Source organism: Schaalia odontolytica (genome assembly GCF_024584435.1).
GTDB lineage: Bacteria > Actinomycetota > Actinomycetes > Actinomycetales > Actinomycetaceae > Pauljensenia.
In genome coordinates, this window is sequence record NZ_CP102197.1 from 523,943 (window position 1) to 544,375 (window position 20,433).

Sequence of the window (20,433 nt, forward strand, 5' to 3'; positions counted from 1 at the left end):
ATCACCGGCCCTCGGGCAGGTGGTACAAGCCATCCTCGCCGAGGCGGGCCGACGGATCCAGCAGGATCGCAGCCTCGACCTCGTGCGCGTCACCCGCGACTCCTGCCGCCGGGTCGTCCGGCAGGCGGCGGCCATCCACCGAGGTGAACAACGGGGCGTGGCCCAGCATGCCCATCTCGATGTGACGCTGACCGTTGCGCAGTCGGCGATCGGAAGCCGCGCGCCACGCGTCGAGGCGCCCGCGTCCGGCCTCGCGCTCCACGATGGCCTCGAAGGCCGCCGGGTTGACCAGTGCGAGGAAGCCGGACACGTGGCCGAAGCCAAGCGACGTGGCGAAAGCCGCGCGCACCGGTCCACGAGCGGACAGGTCGAGCGGGGAACGCAGCCACACGAGCGGGCTGTACTTCTCCATCGCGTCGTCGACGCAGTCCAGCGCGACGTTCGCGGGGATCAGACCCGTACGGAACACGTCGATGATGCCGCCCACCTGGAACACGCAGGCACCGCCCTTCGCGTGACCCGTGAGGGTCTTCTGCGAGATGACGAGCAACGGGTTACCCGGCGTGCGTCCCAGCGCCATGCCGACGCGGGTGTGCAGATCGGACTCGTTGGGGTCGTTGGCGTTCGTGGACGTGTCGTGCTTGGACACGACAGCCACGTCGTCGATACCCACGCCCAGCTGCCCCAGGCTGCGGGCGATGACCGAGTCCTGCCCGCCGCGCGCCACCGCGAGGGCACCCAGGCCGGGTGCTGGGATCGAGGTGTGCGCGCCGTCGCTGAAGGTCTGCGCGTGAGCCACGACGGCCAGAACCGGCAGGTTCATATCCAGGGCCACGGACGCGCGGGTCAGCAGCACGGTGCCGCCGCCCTGCGCCTCGACAAAGCCGCCGCGGCGACGGTCGTTGGCGCGCGAGACGAAGCGCGAGGAGATGCCACGAGCGAGCAACTCATTCGAGTTCGCCGTTGCGTTCATCGCGCCGAAGCCCACGATCGATTCGACCTGGATGTCGTCAATCGCGCCGGCCACGACGAAGTCGGCCTTGCCGGCCTTGATCTTGTCGAGCCCCTCCTCGATGGAGACCGCGGCGGTCGCGCAGGCACCGACCGGGTTGATCATCGAGCCGTAGCCGCCCACGTAGGACTGCATGGTGTGCGCGGCCACGACGTTGGGCAGGGTCTCCTGCAGGATGTCCTGCGGGTAATCCTCTCCCAGGAAGCGGTCGACGAAGAGCTTGTGCATCGAGCGCATGCCACCGAAGCCGGTGCCCTGCGTGGAAGCAACGCTTGCCGGGTGTACGACGCGCAGTAGCTCGGCGGGGCTGAAGCCGGCCGACACGAACGCGTCCACGGCGGACACCAGGTTCCACACGGCGATCGGGTCGATCGAATCGAGCATCGAGGCCGGGATGCCCCAACGCGCCGGATCGAAGTCCGTCGGGAACAGGCCGCCGATACGGCGGTTGAGGGTCGCGCGACGCGGCACGCGCACCTGGGCGCCGGACTTGCGGGGTCACCTGCCACTCGCCAAAGGCCGTCTGCTCGACCACCGTGAACTGTGGGTCTGCCTCGGCGTAGGAGCGTGCCTCCTCCTCGTCCTCGACCGTGAACGTGATGTCGCGGTCCAGGAAGACCATCGCGGACTCGGGCGTGTAGCCGTCGTGCAGCGGGCCGTCGTCGTGGAAGAAGCGCACGCCGGAGCGGGCCACGACCTCGTCGCGGTAGCGTTCAAAGATCTCCGACTCAGGAACCAGCTGATCGTCCTTGTCGTACCAGCCGCCCACGGGGGTATCCGACCAGGTGAGCAGGCCCGTCATCCACGCCAGCTCGAGCACGCCCGCAGGGGTGAGCTCGACGCTGCCGTCGGTGTGAATGCCCAGCTCGGCCTGGACCCGGGTACGAGCCGAGCCCCACGGGCCGACCTCGCCGTGACCAACGATGACGACAGTGTCGGCCAGCGACGCGGTGGTCTGGCCCCACTGGGTGGGCTCGATATGCGGCACGGCGACCTGCGAGGGCGAGGGCAGTGCAGACACGGTCGCAGCCTTCTCGGCGGGGGCGCTCTCGGGGGCGGAGGCCTCGGCCTGGGCACGCAGGGCGCGCAGGTCAATGGAGGAGTCCAAGCCACCGGTGAGGTCCGCGTCCACGGGAGCGGAGGCGGCCCGGGCGCGAACATCGGCGCTCGACAGGTTCAGCAGCTGCTCGGCCATCTCTTCCGTCGACCAGGTGCGAACTCCCGCAGCCTCGACCGCGGCGACCATCGGGTCGTTGCCGCCCATGAGGCCGGTGCCACGCACCCAGCCGATACGCGGGTGCGCGATGGACACGCGCGAACCCCAGATCGGCTCGGCCGCCCACCGGGTCGCGATCGCGTCGAAGGAGGCCTTGGCCTCGGCGTATGCGCCGTCGCCGCCGAAGATACCGCGGTTGGGGGAACCGGGCAGCACGACGTGCAGGCGGTGGTCGGCGTGGGTGTCGGAACCGATCGCGCACAGGCCCGCGATGGAACGCTCGACGCTCCACAGCAGCAGGCGCATCTGGTTCTCGGAGGCGGGACCGGCGTCAGCCAGCGTGCCCGAGACGCGCGGAGCCGCGAAGGGGTAGAACAGCGTCGGGACCAGGGCTTCCTTGGTCACCTTCACGTCGGCACCCACGGACTTGGTCTGCTCGGTGCCGATCCACTCCACGAGCGCGTCCACGTCGCGGTAGGAGGCCAGGTTGGCGGGAACCAGCCATAGCTTCGCGCCGCCCGCGGCGTGCGTACGGTAGAGGTCCTTGGCGAAGGCCAGACGTGAGGCGGAAATCGACGAGGAGGTCGCGATCACCGTCGCACCGCCGGCGAGCAGACCGCCCACGACTGCGCCACCGATGGAGGCGGGGGTCATACCCGTGACCACGGCGACGTCGTTCGCGTAGGGCAGGTCGGCGGCGGAGGACAGCGCGTCGGACGCGATCTGCTCGAGGCGAGCGGCGCGATCGTGATCGCCCTCAGCGCGCAGGCGAGTCGCCCAGTACGAGGCCTGGTCGGCAACCGCTCGTCCCGTCCCGACGAAGGAAGCGCCCTCGGCGAGGTGGCCCTCGGCGACGAAGCGCGCGATGTCCTCGCGAGCCGACGCCCAGCGATCGTCGAGAAGCACAGCGCGGGCGGCGTCGAAGCGAGGGGCAACCAGGTCGACCCAGCCAGAACCCAGCTCGGCGGCGACCGCATCGATGACGCGAGCATCGTCGTTGGCCTCCTCCTCGGTGGAGGCGGGGGTGTTCAGTCCCAGATCGGACAGGATCGTGCGAGCGATCTTGGCCAGGACGCCGTCCTCTCCCGTGACGGAGGAAGCGTAGGCGTCCAGCGCGGCGGAGTCGACCACTCCGCCGCCGGCGGAACCACCGGCGCTGGGCAGTGACACGGCGATGCCTTCGCGTGCCGCGACGGCAGCCACGGCGGAGTCGATGAGGGCATCGACTCCGGCGGCGTTCGTCGGGGCATCCGTCGGCAGTGTCGCCAGGTCTCCGTCGCGGGTCGAGGCGCCCTCTCGGGTGCCCAGGACGATCTCGGCGGTGACGTGCTGGGCCCAGCCTGCGCCCAGCTGCCACGTGCCCGTGACGCGCTCGGAGATGCGATTGGCCTTCACGCCGGCGGCACCGAAGAGCTTGCGGGTGCGCTCCTTGACCGCCTCTGCCAGGACGGGGCCGAAGGGCTTGTAACCCTTGGCAGCCTTGTCGACCGTGGCCGATAGGGTTGCGACGTCGGCTTCGCCCGCGCCATCGATCGAGTTCAGGCCCAGCTCGGAGGACATGTCCATGAGCAGCTGATTGCGGCGCGACGACACGCCGTTGGTCAGCGACTCGGTCGTGTCGGTGGCGCCGACCTCGTCAATGCGAATCTTCGCGGACAGGGCCAGCAGAGCGACGATGGCGGAGGACGCCGTGAAGGGCAGATCCGCAACGTCGGCACCCGAGGGGCCTCCGGTCGGAGCAGCGGGGGCGGGGGCCGGAGCGGCCTCGGCGGCAGGAGCTGCCGGGGCGGGCGCGGGAGCGGCCTCGGCGGCGGGGGCAGCCGGGGTGATCTCCTCGTCCTCGTCCTCCTCGATCACGGCGACGTCAGTCGCGTAGACGCGGGGCTCATCGCGCTGGACGTTGAACACGTCGACGCGAGAGAGCGCGAACTCGGGGGCGAGCAGGGTACGGGCGGCCAGGTTGGCCAGGGTCGGGGCACCGCCCAGGCCAACCTCGATGACCTGATCGACGCCAAGGCCGGGAACGCCGGGGGCAGCCTCTTCGGTCGAGAGCAGCACGCGCTGGGTCTCGATCCAACGCACCGGGGAGGCAAACTGCCAGCACAGCAGCTCGATGAGCAGCGTGCGGGTCAGGACACCCGGGTTGGCCAGGGCCGCATCCCACGCCCCGGGGGTCTCCAACAGCTCGCGCACCGTGTCGGAGGGAACCACGTCGAGGATCGACTGGGCGAACTCGCGGGTGAGCTCGAAGGGACGCGCCACCAGGTTGGGGATGTAGCGGCCCACGAGCTTCGAAGGATCGATCTCGGCGGGAATACGCTCGTCGAGCTTCGTGCGGAAGTCCGCCACGCCGCTGCGCAGGACCGTCGAGTGGAAGGGCACGTCAATGCCGGGAACGTACATGAAGGGACGCTTGCCACCGTGCTCGGCGGCACGCTTGGTGGCGTCCTCCTCGAGGGCCTTCAGGCCCGCGACCGTACCGGCGACCGCGTACTGCTGGCCGGCCAGGTTGAAGTTCACGATCTGGAGGAACTCACCGGACGCCGAAGCGATCGAGGCGACGTACTCCACGACGTGAGCGTCGTCGACGCCGAACTGGTTCGGGCGCAGGGCGCCCATGCGGTAGTTCGAACGGCCGTTCTCATCGCGGGGCACGAGCGAGTGCATCGTGGAACCGCGCTGGAAGACCAGGTCGAGGACGGTTTCGAGCGGGAAGACCTCGGCGTATGCGGCCAGCGCATCGTATTCGCCCAGCGAGTGACCGGCGAAGGCAGCACCCGGAACCAGGACGCCCTCTTCGCGCATGCGGGCCGTCTGGCCGATCGCCAGCGTCGCCAGGGCCACCTGCGTGAACTGGGTGAGATTCAGGATGCCCTCGGGGTGACGGTAGGTCACGCCGCGCGCCACGATCTCGGTCGGGTTGTCGCGCACGATCGCCAGGATGGAGAAGCCCATCGCCGAGCGGGTGTGCGCGTCGGCGCGGCGCCACACCTCGTCCACGGCCTTGGACTTGGCGCGCTCATCCAGGCCCATGCCGGCGCTCTGAATGCCCTGGCCGGGGTAGACGTAGGCGACCTTTGGGGCGAAGGTGTAGGCCGACGCGCGAGAGACGACCTGCTTGTTGATGCGGCAGGTGACCTCGAGGGACAGGCCGCCGCCGACGACGCGGCCCACGCGCTCGACGGTGATCTCAACCTCGTCGTTCAGGTCGACGGTGCCGTACATGTAGTACGTCCAGCCGGCGATCTGAGCGCCGCCCTGGGAGCCGACGATGGCCTCGGCCGCGTGCTGAGCGGTGGCCGATAGCCACATGCCGTGCACGAGAGGCGCGTCCATGCCGGCGACCTTGGCGGCCGCGTAGGAGGTGTGGATCGGGTTGTAGTCGCCCGAGACGATCGCAAAGGGCGTCATGTCGTCGGGAGCCTTGACGCTCACGCGGCGCAGGACCGAGCGGGGCGTGTCGACGACCTCGATGTTCGCGCCGCCGAAGGGCGCGGCCTCGGAGGGCGCGCGGTTGCCGGTGGCGCGGCCGCGGATCGCGAAGCGCTCCTGCGTGGAACCCACGTGCTCGCCGTTCGAGGTGAGCTCGAGGGCCACCGTGACGATGCGTCCGGAGGAGGACTCGTCGACCGCGGCCACGTGGCTGGTCACATCGATCGTGTGGAAGCCGCGCTCGAGCATCTGCTCGGGCGTGTACTCCAAGGTGATCGAGTGATCGAGGTGGACGGCGTTGAGCAGGCCCTCGATGACCGGGTAGTCATTGTGGATGGCCGAACCCAGGGCCGCGTAGATGGCGGGCCAGGCAGGGCCGAGCAGGGCGTCGGGAGCCCAGGCGGCCAGCTCGTAGTCGGCGGGCAGGGTAGCGCCCGTGGCCTGCGCGTGGTCGAAGCCGAGCGTCGGGGCGAGCGTGAAGGAGTAGTGGGCCTCGCCGAAGACGGACTTCGAGGAAGGCACCATGACCGGCAGTGCGTCGACGGTGTCGCCGGCGACGGACACGGAGGTCACGCCGGCGGTGGCGGCCAGCATCGCGTACATGTGCTGGGGCAGCTTGGCCTCGTCGATGACCGGGACCGCGCCGTCTTCGCCGGACAGAACCAGTGGGAAGACCAGCTCGCGCACCGCGTGCTTCTCGGCGCCGCGCGGGTCGTTATCCCAGGCGGTGTCCAGGTGGATGACCATGTCCACGCCGGTGTCGGTCGGGTTCAGGGACACGCGCTCGGGATCGAGGATGGAGGCGGGGTTGGTCATCAGGTGGCCGGTCCACGAGATGAAAGGAACCTTGCGCAGCCATTCCTCGCGGGTGGCGGCGGGCTTGCCGTTGCCCAGGCGCGAGGCGACGGGCGTCGCGACGGCACCCGAGGCGGCGAGGCGCTCGGCGGCGGCCGCCTCGAAGCGGCCAAGCAGGGAGGCGACGGGCTCGTCGACTCGGTCGATGCCTGCGACGGAAACCGGGCCGGGGATGATGCGCACCTGATCGGCCGTGTAGCGCTCGTCCTGGGCCTGCCACAGGCAGTCCTGGCCCCACCAGCGGATGAGGTCGTCGTCCAGGATCGGCACGAACGGCATCGGCTTGGGGTAGGAGCGGCACAGGGCCGGGAACCACGCGGCGTCGATCGGCGTGACGTGGGTGGTCGCCGCGTTCGGGTAGGCGGCCATCAGGCGGTCGGCCGCAGCGTGAGCGTCGGCGACGTCCTCGACGGTCGGGAACAGGGTTTCGACCTCGCCGTGGTCCACGGGCGCCAGGCGCGCCTCGACGCGCTGGAGCAGGTCGTGGTAGCGGATCTGCCAGGTGGGATCAACCCACGGGTAGGACAGGTCGGCAAAGCGGCGCACCCAGGCCTCGTAGGTCATCTCTTCCAGATCACCGAAGTAGGGCTTGGCCGTGTGGGACAGGATCTCAACGATCTCATCCTTGCGGGCGCGCACCTGAGCGCCGTCCGAGCCGATCTCGGCGATGATGCGTGCGGCAGCAGCAGCAGCGTTGGACACCTCGTGCATGTCGGCGCGCAGGTGGGACAGGCCCGACGTCATTCCGCCGCGGCTGACTCCCTCGCCAACCCAGCCGTCTGAGTCGTCGTCCGCCGGAACACCAGGCGTGGCGACCAGCAGCTCCTTGACGGCCCTGGTGGTGTGCGCCTCCTTTGTCGTCATGGCGGCCGTGCCCACGAGGACGCCGTCAACGGGCATGGGTGGGCGGCCGTAGCGGGCCGACCAGTCGCCGGTCAGGAAGTCGGCGGCGCGCTCGGGCGTGCCGATGCCGCCGCCCACGGTTAGGACGATATTGGACTGGGCGCGCAGCTGAGCGTAGGTGGCCAGCAGCAGGTCGGACAGGTCCTCCCAGGAGTGGTGGCCGCCCGAGTGGCCGTCCTCGACCTGCACGATAATCTTGGTCGGCGCCGCCTCGCGAGCGATGGCGATGACCTTGCGGATCTGGTCGACCGTGCCCGGCTTGAAGGCCACGTAGGGGAAGCCGTCGGCGCGCAGCTGCTTGATGAGGGCGAGGGCCTCGTCCTGCTCGGGAATACCCGCCGAGATGACGACGCCGTCGATGGGGGCGCCGGACGCGCGCGACCGCGACACGATACGGGCCTGGCCGAACTGCAGGTTCCACAGGTAGCGGTCCAGGAACATGGAGTTGAACTCGGCCGTGTGGCCGGGGCGCAGCTGGGCACGCAGGCCCGCCAGGTTCTCGTTGTAGACCTCCTCGGTGACCTGGCCTCCGCCGGCCATCTCCGCCCAGAAGCCCGCGTTGGCGGCCGCGGCAACGATCTCGGGGTCAACGGTCGTCGGAGTCATGCCGGCCAGCAGGATCGGGGAACGGCCGGTGAGACGAGAGAAGGCCGTATCGACGACGGTCTTGCCGTCGGGCAGCGTCACGAGGCCGGGACGCAGACTCGACCAGTCGCTTCCGGCCTCGGGCTCCCACCCGGGGGTCGCGGCCTTGTCGCGATCCGCCGCGGTGCCTGCCGCAACGATACCGACGCCCGTGCCCTCCACGAGGGCCCGCGTCATGCGCACGGTCGTCGCGCCGGGACCCATGTCGACGATCCACGCGGCGCCCGAGGCGGTGGCCGACCGGATCTGCTGCGGCCAGTCGACGGGCGTGGTCAGGACGGCTGCGGCGAGCGAATGCGCGAGCGAGGCGTCAATGCCGCACTGCAGTGCCCACTCATCCACCAGCTCCAAGGCGTCTGCGAGCATCGGGGAGTGGAAGGGCGCGTACACCGGCAGGTATTCGCACACGGGAGACAAGGGACGTCCCCCGCGCTCGTGTGCGTCGTGGGCCGCCTTATCCTTCGCGGCCGCGCGCTCAATGGCGGCGACGAGCGAGGCCAGGTCAGCGGGCGCGCCGGAGACGACGTGCGTGTCGGTGTCGTTGCGCAGCGCGATCGACAGCGGGTGGGAGGCGGAGGGCAGAGACTCAAGGATGCGCGCCAGGAGGGAATCCGACACGCCGCGCACGGACACCATGTAGGTGGCGTCCCCGGCGTGCGGGGCGCGCGCGCGACGCGTCACTCGCGCAGCAGCGGCGCCGATCAGGCGAGCCAGCGCGAACACGGAGGCGGCCCGGGCCTCGTCGCCCTCAATCCAGGCCCGTGCGATCTCCACGCCGAGCACTCCCTGCGAATGTCCCTCGAAGGCGCGCGGCTGGTTGGCCACGATGTTGAGGCCGGCGCGCGTCAGATCGATGAGAGCGCCGAGCTGCGCCGCGACTATCCCGGGGACAGACAGGGCGGCCTCGTCTGGACCTGCGGCCTCCCGGGTCACTGCCGCCTGCCCGTCCTCGGCGGGAAACTCGAACGGCAGGGAGGCCACCGACTGTGTTGCCAGCGAGCGGCGCACGGGAGAGAGCACCGCATCGGAGGCCTTGACGACGCCGCCGACGATCGCGGCGATCTCGGGGTCGTGGGCGATCTCGTCGAGGGCGGAACGCCACGGCGTGGCCTGGCCGGCGAACGTCAGCGCGTAGGGGATCTCATTGAGGGAGGAGACAAAAGACATGGTCGTACTTTCCTTCGGGGACATTACTTCTCAAACGGCGACGGTCACAGGGGGCCGTTGTCGTGACGCTTCACGTGGGGTGCACGCTGGTCCTTGGACGCCAGCAAATGCAGGGAGTTGATAATGGTCTGGCGGGTGTCGGCGGGGCGAATGATCCCGTCGAGCTGGCCCGAGGCCACGGATACTTCGGGGTTGACCGTTTCCTCCTCGTAACGAGCGACCAGGGCGGCCTTGGTCTCGTCGAAGGTGCCCTCCTCCCGGGCGGCCGCCAGCTCGCGGCGGTACATGATCGACGCGGCACCCTCCGCGCCCATGACGGCGATCTGCGCGTCGGGCCATGCGAAGGCCAGGTCGGCACCGATGGACTTCGACCCCATGACGATGTACGCGCCGCCGTAGGCCTTGCGCAGGATCACGGTCACCATGGGAACGGTGGCGTTGGCGTAGGCGACGATCACCTTGGCTCCGCGGCGAATGATGCCCGCTTGCTCCTGCTCGGTTCCCGGGCGGTACCCGGGAACATCGACGAAGGTCACGATGGGCAGGCCGAATGCGTCACAGAAGCGCACGAAACGAGCCGCCTTCTCCGACGCATCCACGTCCAGGGTTCCCGCGTCACTCATCGGCTGGTTGGCGACGACGCCAACGGAGAAGCCGTCGACGCACGCGAAACCGATCGTCACGTTGGGCGCGAACAGGTCCTGAATTTCGACGTACTCGCCGTGATCGACCAGGGCGCGCACGACGTCGCGCACGTCGTAGGGCTGGCGGGCGGAGGTGGGCACCAGGTCCGCAACCGCGTGTGCGGCGGCCTCGTCTTCGGGGTTCGCCAGGTACTCATAGCGCGGGGGAGCGGCTTCGCACGAGGAGGGCAGATAGTCCAGCAGCGAGCGGACGTAGTCGATGGCTTCCTCCTCGGTGTCTGCCATATGGTGGGCAACACCGGACTGGAAGTTGTGGATGGCAGCGCCCCCGAGCTCGTCGAGGGTGACCTTCTCACCCGTCGTCGCCGCGACCACGTCGGGCCCGGTCACGAACATGTGCGAGTTCTCGCGCGTCATCACGATGAAGTCGGTCAGGGCCGGCTGGTACACGGCTCCGCCCGCGCACGGACCCAGGATGATCGAGATCTGGGGGACGAGGCCGGAGGCCTCACACGTCTTCTTGAAGATGCGCCCGTACTGGGCCAGTGCGACGACGCCCTCCTGGATGCGTGCGCCGCCCGAATCCTGGATGCCGACGATTGGAATGCGCATGCGGATCCCCAGGTCGATGAGGTCGACGATCTTATCTCCCTCGACCTTGCCCAGGGTGCCGCCCAACACCGAAAAGTCCTGCGCGTAGGCGGCCACCATTCGTCCCTGCACGCGCCCGTAACCGGCGGCAACGGCCGAGCCGACGCGCCCGGCCCGCACGGAGCCGCCGATGAACTGGCCGACCTCGTGCCACTGCCCGTCGTCAAAAAAGAGTGAGAGGCGCTCACGGGCAGTGAGCTTGTGCTTGGCGTGCTGGCGCTGAGCAGCCTTTTCTTCGGCGGCGCTGGCCAGTGCGTCCTGCGCCTGGATGAACCCGTCGCGGGTCAGTGTGCTGGCTGTGCTCATTGTGCCTCCTCGGTGCTGATGTGGGCGATGCGCGTTCCGGCGCTCACCGTGTCGCCCTGGCTCACGGCCAACGACTCGACGGTTCCCGCGCGGGGAGCGAGCAGCGGCTTTTCCATCTTCATGGCTTCGAGGACGGCGACCAGCTGTCCCTCCTCGACGCGTTGTCCTTCGCTCACGGCCAGGGCGACGACGATGGCCTGCATGGGAGCGACGATGTCGCCGGGGGCACCCTGGTGCGGGCCGGAGTGCGGGGAGACCGAACCGGCGCGGCGGGGGGTGGAGCGCAGCGGCTGCGGCGGGCGCGGGGCGGGGTTGGCCGGCGCGTTGAACATGCCCGCCGGGAGGGTCAGGCTCACGCGGCGCCCGTCCAGCTCGATGATGTAGGTCTGGCGGGGCAGGTCGGCGGTCTGCGAGGCCTCGGCGGGGATCGCGAGGTCGGAGTAGTCGTGGCGGGGCATGAAGCTGGTTTCGAACCAGCGGGTTGAGACGCTAAAGCCGCCGACACCGCAGAAGTCGGGGTCGCTGATGATGTCCTGGTAGACGGGGACCGGGGTGGCGACGCCCTGGACAGAAAACTCTCCGAGCGCGCGGCGCGAGCGGGCGAGAGCCTGCTCGCGGTCGGCTCCCGTGACGATGATCTTGGCGATCATCGAGTCGAAGGCGGTTTGGACGGTGTCGCCCTCATCGATGCCCAGCTCGAGGCGGATGCCCGGGCCGAGCGGCCAGTGCACCTCGTCGAGGCGCCCGGCGGTGGGGGTGAGGTCCTGGGAGGGATCCTCGGAGGTGATGCGGAACTCGAAGGAGTGTCCGCGCGGGGCCGGCGGCGTCGTGAGGGCCAGGCCCTGAGCGATGCGGATCTGTTCGCGCACCAGGTCGACTCCGGTGACCTCCTCGGACACGGGATGCTCGACCTGCAGGCGGGGATTGACCTCGAGGAACCAGATGCTCCCGTCGGGTTCGAGGAGAAACTCCACGGTCCCCACGCCCACGTAGCCCACCTGCTCAAAGAGCGCGCGGGACGCGCCCACGAGATGCTCGTGGGCGCCGTCGGGTAGGAAGGGCGCGGGGGCCTCCTCGACGAGCTTCTGGTTGCGGCGCTGAACGGAGCAGTCGCGCGTCGAGATGACGTGGAAGTTGCCGAGCGCGTCGCGGGCGCATTGGGTTTCGACGTGGCGTGCGACCTCGACGAAGCGCTCGACGAAGTGGGCGCCAAGGTCGGCGCTGTCACCGTGGCGGGCGAAGAACAGGTCGAGGTCGGAGGTGGAACGAACGACGGTGATGCCGCGTCCGCCGCCCCCGTCGGCCCGCTTGAGGACCACGGGATAGCCTGCCTCCTCGATGAAGGCCTCGACCTCCGTGCGGGAGGTGACGGGCTGGGAGACACCGGGCACGGGGGAAACACCGCAGGCCTCGGCGACCAGGCGAGCCTTGATCTTGTCACCGAGGGCGTCAATGACGGCGGAAGAGGGGCCGAGCCACGCGATGCCGGCGTCTTCGACGGCCCGCGCGAACTCGGAGTTTTCGGAGAGGAAACCGTAGCCGGGATGGATGGCGTCGGCACCGGTTTCAATCGCGATGGCGAGAATCTTCTCGCCGTTAAGGTACGTCGAGGCGGCATCGTCCCCTCCGAGGGCGAGAGCCTCGTCCGCTTCGCGGGTGTGGGGCGCCGCCATGTCCTGATCGGCGTAGACGGCGATGGTGGAGATGCCCATGTCGGTGGCGGTGCGGCAGACGCGCAGGGCGATCTCCCCTCGGTTCGCGACGAGGATTCGGTTAATTGTTCGCACGCTTCTCCTTGGTTGTGTGAGTGGTTCTCAAAGGTGTTCCGGTTGTCAGCACGTCCCCGGCGTTGATGTCGTGGATGCGGCCGTCGTCGGTGCGCAGTTGCAGGGCGCCCGTGTCGGCCAACCCGATGGCCGTGCCTTCGATCGCCGCGCGTCCGGTCGGGTCGGTCGGCTCCGCCAGGGCGATGCGCTTACCGATGAGCGGCATGGCTGCGAGCACCTCGTCCGCGAGGCCGCTGGCCGAAACGCTGCCGTGCGTGACGAGGCTTCGCACGCGTGCCTCGAGTCTGACAAGGATCGTGGACAGGAGGGCGTGCGCGGCGGCGCCGGAGTCTTCCCCGGCGGGGGTGTCGCCTTCGGCACGCAGGGATGTTGCGTGCGCGGTGGGCAGATCGGCACCCTCTTGGGCGATGTTCACCCCGTATCCGAGGAGCGCGGTCGTCGTAAAGGGGGACGAGGCCGGGGCCAGCTGGGCGAGGATGCCGCAGATTTTGCGTTCGCCGTCCACGAGGATGTCGTTGGGCCACTTGAGGGTGACGTCGTGGTGAAGAGGGGTCAGGCGCAGGCTCAGCGCGTCGCGCACGCTGAGTGCGCAGGCGTAGACGAGCCATCCCAGGGTGGCGGTCGGCAGCGAGGTGGGAACGGAGACGATCGTCGTGGCAAGGAGCGCTTGGCCGGCGGGGGCAATCCAGGAGCGCCCGAGTCGGCCGCGCCCAGCGCTCTGGTGGTCGGCGATGATCGTCGTCAGGTGCGGCGTGGGGGTGGCGGTATCGGCGAGGAGTGATGCGGCCAGGTCGAGGGTGGAGGAAGTGGAGGGAACGTGGTACACGGGCGCGTGAATCCCCTCGATGGTGATGCGGGTGGGCGCGCTCATGTCGGCTCCTTCCTTCCTTCGTGGCACGGGAGATGGCGGGGCGAGACCCCGCAGTACTTCAAAGTTTGTCTTAAAAGTCAGGGACGCGCACATGCTTCTTCAAAAGTTGCAGTAGTTGTTCGTGAATCACTACGCTTGCGTAACCAAGCGCGATGCCAGGAAGTGCGCGGAAGGCGCGATTTTCCCACGTTTTTCCCCTGAGAGAAGGATCACCGGTGCGCCGGGCGTGCTGGTCGGCCCGTAGCCGCGTCCGGGGTCGCTACGATAGGGGAGACACGCGCGCGCTTGCGCGCCCCGAACCACCCGAACGGAGTAACGTGGCGGAGTTTATTTATCAGATGATCAAGGCCCGCAAGGCCATCGGTGACAAGGTCATCCTCGACGATGTGACCATGAGTTTCTTCCCCGGAGCGAAGATCGGCATGGTCGGCCCCAACGGGGCCGGTAAGTCCTCGATCCTGAAGATTATGGCCGGACTCGACGAGCCCTCCAACGGCGAGGCTCGCCTGACCCCCGGATACTCGGTTGGCATTCTCATGCAGGAGCCGGTTCTGGATGAGTCCATGACCGTCATCGAGAACGTGCGCCTGGGGGCCGCCGACACCTTCGCCAAGCTCGCCCGTTTCAACGAGATCTCCGAAGAGATGGCCAACCCGGATGCGGACTTCGACGCGCTCATGGAGGAGATGGGCAAGCTCCAGACCGAGATCGACGCCGCAGGCGCATGGGACATTGACTCCCAGCTGGAGCAGGCGATGGACGCGCTGCGCTGTCCTCCCTCGGACCAGCCCGTCTCCGTCCTCTCCGGCGGTGAGCGTCGTCGCGTCGCCCTGTGCAAGCTCCTCATTGAGGCGCCCGACCTGCTCCTGCTCGACGAGCCGACCAACCACCTGGACGCCGAGTCCGTCCTGTGGCTAGAGAAGCACCTCGCGTCGTACCCGGGCGCCGTCATCGCCGTCACCCACGACCGCTACTTCCTGGATCACGTTGCCGGCTGGATCGCCGAGGTTGATCGCGGCCACCTCTACCCCTACGAGGGCAACTACTCCACCTACCTGGAGACCAAGGAGAAGCGCCTGCAGGTTCAGGGGCAAAAGGATGCGAAGCTGGCCAAGCGACTGAAGGAAGAACTCGAGTGGGTCCGCTCCAACGCCAAGGGGCGCCAGGCTAAGTCCAAGGCGCGTCTGGCCCGCTACGAGGAGATGGCCGCCGAGGCGGAGCGCACCCGCAAGCTCGACTTCGAGGAGATTCAGATTCCGCCGGGGCCGCGCCTGGGCAGCGTCGTCATCGAGGCGAAGGACCTGAAGAAGGGCTTTGACGGACGTTCCCTCATCAATGGCCTGTCGTTCTCCCTGCCGCGCAACGGAATCGTCGGCGTTATCGGCCCCAATGGCGTCGGAAAGACGACGCTGTTCAAGACGATTGTCGGTCTCGAGCCCCTCGACGGCGGTGAATTGACGATCGGGGAGACCGTCAAGATCAGCTACGTCGACCAGAGTCGCGCGGGCATCGACCCGGAGAAGACCCTGTGGCAGGTGGTCTCCGACGGCTTGGACTTCATCCAGGTCGGCAACGTCGAGATGCCCTCGCGTGCCTACGTCTCAGCCTTCGGCTTCAAGGGACCGGATCAGCAAAAGCCGGCGGGCGTTCTGTCGGGTGGCGAGCGCAATCGCCTGAACCTTGCGCTGACCCTCAAGCAGGGCGGCAACCTGCTCCTGCTCGACGAGCCCACGAACGATCTGGACGTCGAGACCCTCGGCTCCCTGGAGAACGCGCTCCTTGCGTTCCCTGGCTGCGCCGTCGTCGTCACGCACGATCGCTGGTTCCTGGACCGGGTGGCGACCCACATCCTGGCATGGGAGGGCACGGAGGATCAGCCCGACAACTGGTACTGGTTCGAGGGCAACTTCGAGGCCTACGAGAAGAACAAGGTGGCGCGCCTGGGCGAGGCGGCCGCGAATCCCCACCGTGTCACGCATCGGAAACTGACGCGCGACTGACAGCGGTCGCGCGCGGGGGAGGGTCTGAGGGCTCTCCCCCGCGCGCAGCTGCGACGGGTGGGTGGCGCATCGGAGAGTGTCCCACATGGCCGACGCGCCTCCTTGCAGGCCAATCATCGGGAGCCAACGATCGGGCATGCGTGCGCGCGTCTCGTGGGTCCAAGGTCCCGGCGTGTGTGCGCTGCCCTCTTGACAATGGAGCCGTCGAGGACGCTCGTCGGTCAATGGCGAGGAAGTCTACCCTGCATCGTGGGCTTGACAGGCTGGCAACTCGTGTAGCGAAATGCACTTGCCTTTCGCGTAGGTCACATCTACCATGTGACTCGTATCCCAAATTACCGACGGTGCGAAAGGGGCTCCGATGGCGATCGAGCAAGCGCTCATTGACGCGCTGGGAGGACACCTCAACATTGTCGAGGTCGAACCCTGCACGATGCGTATCCGCATCCAGGTGAAGTCTCAACGGGCCGTCGATGAAGCAGCGCTGCGCGTTGACGGCGTCTTGGCTGTCGTGCGCTCCGGAGACGTCGTACAGGTGGTCTGCGGTGAGCCCTCGGATGATATCGCCGGTGCAATGATCTCCACTCTTGATTCCGTGGCCCATGACACGCCAGTGGATGTTCTTCCCCAGCGCGCGCACGCCTAAAATGAAGAGTGTTCTCAGCCCACAACGTAGAAGGCTTTGTCGTGACTCTCCCCGCTCCCGCATCTGACAACATCGAACAGCTGAGGCGGCTCGCCGACGCCAACGGCGTCGCAACCGGCTTCTGGGACTGGTATGGGAATTGGGTGGGCGTCGGCGCCCACACCCTCCTGAAGGTTCTCGGCGCCCTCGGCCTGCCCCTTGACGAATCCTCGAGCACGGCTGACGTTGATGACGCGCTTCGTCTCACCGAGGAACGTCCCTGGCGCAGAACCCTCCCACCGACCATCGTCGCCCGACAGGGCGGAGGCTACGAGTTCCCCGTGCACGTCCCGGACGGCTCCTGGGTGAACGTCCAATGGGTCCTGGAGGATGGCCGCAAGGGATTCTGCGAGCAGCTCGACCGCTACGTCCCGCCGCGCATGATTGACGGGCGGATGATCGGCCGCGCCACATTCGACGTGCCGCACTGGCTGCCGCTCGGGTGGCACCGCCTCGTCGCCACTGTCGAGGGAGGACACGTTGAGTCGGCGACGCTCATCATCGTCCCCCATGCCCTGTCTGTGCCCCTCCTGGAATCCCCGCGCCGTGCCTGGGGTGTTAATGCTCAGCTGTACTCAACGCGGTCGACCGGCTCGTGGGGGATCGGTGACGCCTCCGACCTTGCCGACCTCGCCGCCGTGTGTGCCGACCGGGGCGCCGACTTCCTCCTCATCAACCCCGTTCACGCCTCCCAGCCTGTCTCACCCCTCGAAACCTCGCCCTACCTGCCGGTGTCGCGTCGCTGGCTCAACCCGATCTACATCCGCCCGGAGGATATCGATGAGTACGGTGCCCTGCCCGAGGCATCACGGGCAGCCATCGAGGAGTTGCGTCAGGAGACCCGACAGTTCGCGACCCGCGAGGACCTCATCGACCGGGATCGTTCGTGGGAAGCCAAGCGTAAGGCGCTCGAGCTGATCTTTGCTCAGCCGCGCTCCTACCATCGCGAGTCCCAGCTCCAGCACTTCGTGGAGAACGGCGGAACGGAGCTGTCCAACTACGCGCTGTGGTGTGCCCTCGTGGAACGCGAGGGAAGCATCGAGCTGCCCGAGGACCTGTCCCGTTCGTCGGCACCCCGCGTTGAGCTCGAACGGCTTGAGCTCGCCGATCGAGTCGACTTCTATGAGTGGTGCCAGTGGGTTGCTGCCCAGCAGCTGGAGCGCGCCCAGCAGGTCGCGCGCGAGGTCGGCATGGAGATCGGCATTATGGCTGACCTGGCGGTGGGAGTCCACGGCTTTGGGTCGGAGAAGTGGAGCCGACCCGAGCTCTTCGCCTCCGGTATGTGCGTGGGTGCTCCGCCGGACGTCTACTCGCAGCAGGGGCAGAACTGGTCCCAGCCGCCGTGGTCTCCGCGCAGCCTCGCCGAGTCGGGCTACCTGCCCCTGCGTGACATGGTGCGCGCTGCCCTGGCGAACGCGGGCGCCGTCAGGATCGACCACATTCTTGGGATGTTCCGGCTGTGGTGGATTCCGGACGGCTGTGGCGCCACCGAGGGAACCTACGTGTACTACGACCACGAGGCGATGATGGGCGTGATCCTCCTGGAAGCCCAGCGCGCCGGGGCCGTGGTCATCGGTGAAGACCTGGGCGTCGTCGAGCCGTGGGTACGCGACTACCTGCGCGAGCGCGGCGTGCTGGGTACCTCCGTGGTCTGGTTCGAGAAGGACGGGGGCGGGTGGCCGCTGCGTCCCGAACATTACCGTGACCGTGCGCTCGCCGCCGTCAATATTCACGACCTGCCGCCAACATTGGGCTACATTCGAGGCATCCAGACCACCCTGCGCTCGGAGCTGGGCCTGCTGACCGACGACATCGACACCGTTCGTTCCTCGGATCGACTCGAACTTGAACGGGTTGTCGCCCGTCTTCACGAGTACGGCTGCATCGACGGCGCCGAGCCCAGCGAGCGCGAGATCGTCGAGGGGCTGTATCGCTACGTCGCCCGAACGCCGTCGAAGCTGGTCGTTGCTTCCCTCGTTGACGCGGTGGGGGACGTGCGTCCGCAGAACATGCCGGGAACGGGCGCCGACCTGTACCCGAACTGGTGCGTGCCGCTGTGCGATTCGGACGGCGAAGAGGTCGGAACCGAGGACCTGTCCTCCAACGAGCGCCTGACCTCACTGTTCGCCCTGCTGCGCGAATCGGTGCGATAATCCGGTCGTGCAACAGTTGAGCCCCGCGGCGATCATTCCGCGGGGCTCAATCGCATGGTTTCGATGCTATTGGAGTGCCGCAACCTCGAAGAGTGGGTCGAGCACGGTGCAGCGTGCGGGCAGATCATCCGGACCGCGGAGGAGCGCGGTCTCATGCCCACTGATGATGATCAACGGGACGTACACGCACAGCCGAGCCGCGCGAGCGGGCATGAGATCCCAGTGGATGAGCGGATCTCCGGCGGCGACGATCTCGCCCTCGTCGACGAGCGCGGCAAAGCCCTTACCGCGCAGATTCACGGTGTCGATTCCCAGGTGAACGAGAATTGACGCGCCGCCCGTCGACGTGACAATGGCGGCGTGCGGCTTGAGCTTGGTAACGACGCCGTTGATGGGGGAATGGACGGTGAGACACCGAGCCTGTGAGGAAGGCTCAAGGGCAAGGCCCGGTCCGACGACACCGCTGGCGAACACAGGGTCGGGCACGCCGGACAGCGGCAGGACGCGCGCCGCGAAGGGCGCGCGGACAACCACGCTCACCGAGTCTCGTTCATGGCCGCGACGATGTCCTCGGAATCGGGGCCCATGACGACCTGAACGGCGTCGCCAACGATGACGACGTCGAAAGCGCCTGCGGCCCGCAGCTGCGCCTCGTCAACGAGATCGGTGTTGGCGCAATCGAGGCGGATGCGCGTGATGCAGGCCTCGAGATTGGAGATGTTGTCCCACCCACCCAGGGCGTCAACGATGGTCGTTGCGGTGCTCATGGCGTCCTCCTTGGCTCGATCACCGAAACAGGTGCGGTTTTCCTCACACTTATGGTAACGCCTGCGATGCCTCGGCGACACGATTGCGAGATCGGGAGCGCGTCACATTATGAGATCCCGGGAACGAGGCTGGCGCCCCGGATGCGTGCCGCGGGTGTGAAACCCATGGCGACCCCCGACGCAACGGCCACCGCGATGACGACGTACATCGCGGCTTCCACCCCCACCCACGTCGCGAGCGTACCCGAGGCGAACGCTCCCAGTGGCATCACTCCCCACACCGCGAAGCGGAACGTCGCGTTCATGCGACCCAGCATGGCGGTGGGACACACCTCCTGACGCAGGCTCATCTGCGTCACGTTGTAGATCGTCTGGAAGTACGAGGAGATGACCCCGGCCCCCGCGATCACCCACGGAGCCAAGCCGGGAAAATGGACGGCTGCCGGCTGGAACACCAGAACCGTGACCCCGGCGATGTTGGTGATGACAATGGATCGACCGATCCCGAGCCGGTTGATCCACGCCGAGCGTGTGAGCGCTCCGAGGAGCCCCCCGAGCGCGCCGACACTCAGCACGATGCCCAGCCCGGTGGCGCTCATGCCCAGCGTGCGCAGCACGAGAACGGGCAGGAGCACGTTGATCCCCGCTGCGGCACAAGCGGCGCACGCGATGCACGAAAAGAGCGGAAAAAGCAGGCGGTGGCCGCGCACGAAGGCCACCCCCTCACGGATCTGGGTGCCCAGGGAGGACGTGGGACGCAGGCGCTCACACTCGGGGGTGCGAATCCGCCAGATCGCCCACGTTGAGAACGCGTAGGTCGATGCGGTCAGCAGGTAGGCCAGGGGAGGGGCAACGACGCCGAGGAGCCAGCCGCCCAGGCCGGGGCCACCCGCACGCCCAACCTGAAAAGAGATCTCGAGGCGACCGTTGGCCGCCCCGATGTAGCGCTTGGAGGCCACTTCCGGAACGTAGGACTGGTAGGCCACGTCGAAGAAGACCGTGGAGAGGCCAAGCAGGCCGGCGACGAGCATCAGGTGGGTGAGAGTCAGCGAAAAACACGCGTAGGCGAGCGGAACCGAGACGAGGGCGGCGATGCGCGCGAGGTTGGCGCTGATCATGACGCGGCGCTTCGACCACCTGTCAACCCAGGCGCCCGCCGGGAGGCCGACAAGCAGGAACGCCAGGGTCTGCACGGCCGCGAGGGCGCCGACCTGCGACTCGCTCGCGTGAAGCATCGTAATCGCGATGGCCGAGGTGGCCAGCGTCCCCACCTGGAAACCGACCTGCGCGGCGCTCTGTCCCGCCCACAGGTGCATGAACGCCGAGTTGCGAGTCAGGG

9 protein-coding genes and 1 pseudogene are annotated in these 20,433 nt (G+C 68.0%); 3 read left to right on the forward strand and 7 right to left on the reverse strand.

Features of this window, described 5'->3' with window-relative positions; genetic code table 11:
* Position 1: 1 nt before the first annotated feature.
* From NQK35_RS02340 to NQK35_RS02355, 4 genes and pseudogenes are all read right to left on the reverse strand, one after another.
* Positions 2 to 9,230 (reverse strand): annotated as a pseudogene (locus NQK35_RS02340) (fatty acid synthase subunit beta domain-containing protein).
* Positions 9,231 to 9,274: 44 nt separating this feature from the next.
* Positions 9,275 to 10,831, reverse strand: coding sequence for an acyl-CoA carboxylase subunit beta (locus tag NQK35_RS02345; protein WP_257114439.1), 1,557 nt, complete (start codon positions 10,829 to 10,831; stop codon positions 9,275 to 9,277).
* A complete protein-coding gene (locus NQK35_RS02350; RefSeq protein WP_257114440.1) occupies positions 10,828 to 12,618 on the reverse strand; it encodes an acetyl/propionyl/methylcrotonyl-CoA carboxylase subunit alpha in 1,791 nt (596 codons plus the stop codon). Before NQK35_RS02350 ends, NQK35_RS02345 begins: the two co-directional genes overlap by 4 nt.
* Positions 12,605 to 13,489 carry a biotin--[acetyl-CoA-carboxylase] ligase gene (locus tag NQK35_RS02355; protein ID WP_257114441.1) on the reverse strand — a complete coding sequence of 295 codons (885 nt, stop codon included), beginning with the start codon at positions 13,487 to 13,489 and terminating at the stop codon, positions 12,605 to 12,607. The genes NQK35_RS02350 and NQK35_RS02355 overlap by 14 nt, the downstream gene beginning before the upstream one ends.
* Before the next feature lie 317 nt (positions 13,490 to 13,806).
* On the opposite strand from NQK35_RS02355, the gene ettA reads away from it, so the two are divergent.
* The 3 genes from ettA to malQ all read left to right on the forward strand — a co-directional run bounded on the left by ettA (position 13,807) and on the right by malQ (position 18,327).
* On the forward strand, positions 13,807 to 15,489 hold the full coding sequence (gene ettA / locus NQK35_RS02360) for an energy-dependent translational throttle protein EttA (RefSeq protein WP_257114442.1): 1,683 nt from the start codon (positions 13,807 to 13,809) through the stop codon (positions 15,487 to 15,489).
* A gap of 361 nt (positions 15,490 to 15,850) precedes the next feature.
* A complete protein-coding gene (locus NQK35_RS02365; RefSeq protein ID WP_009211934.1) occupies positions 15,851 to 16,135 on the forward strand; it encodes a PTS transporter subunit EIIB in 285 nt (94 codons plus the stop codon).
* A 41-nt stretch (positions 16,136 to 16,176) separates the two neighbouring features.
* Positions 16,177 to 18,327, forward strand: a complete 2,151-nt coding sequence (gene malQ, locus NQK35_RS02370) for a 4-alpha-glucanotransferase (RefSeq protein ID WP_257114444.1) — start codon at positions 16,177 to 16,179, stop codon at positions 18,325 to 18,327.
* A gap of 66 nt (positions 18,328 to 18,393) precedes the next feature.
* Here malQ and NQK35_RS02375 read toward each other — a convergent pair whose 3' ends face one another.
* The 3 genes from NQK35_RS02375 to NQK35_RS02385 form a co-directional block, all read right to left on the reverse strand.
* Positions 18,394 to 18,867, reverse strand: coding sequence for a PTS sugar transporter subunit IIA (locus tag NQK35_RS02375; RefSeq protein WP_048743334.1), 474 nt, complete (start codon positions 18,865 to 18,867; stop codon positions 18,394 to 18,396).
* On the reverse strand, positions 18,864 to 19,094 hold the full coding sequence (locus NQK35_RS02380) for a glucose PTS transporter subunit EIIB (protein ID WP_009211931.1): 231 nt from the start codon (positions 19,092 to 19,094) through the stop codon (positions 18,864 to 18,866). The genes NQK35_RS02375 and NQK35_RS02380 overlap by 4 nt, the downstream gene beginning before the upstream one ends.
* 107 nt (positions 19,095 to 19,201) lie before the next feature.
* On the reverse strand, positions 19,202 to 20,410 hold the full coding sequence (locus NQK35_RS02385; RefSeq protein ID WP_373567088.1) for an MFS transporter: 1,209 nt from the start codon (positions 20,408 to 20,410) through the stop codon (positions 19,202 to 19,204).
* Positions 20,411 to 20,433: the final 23 nt, after the last annotated feature.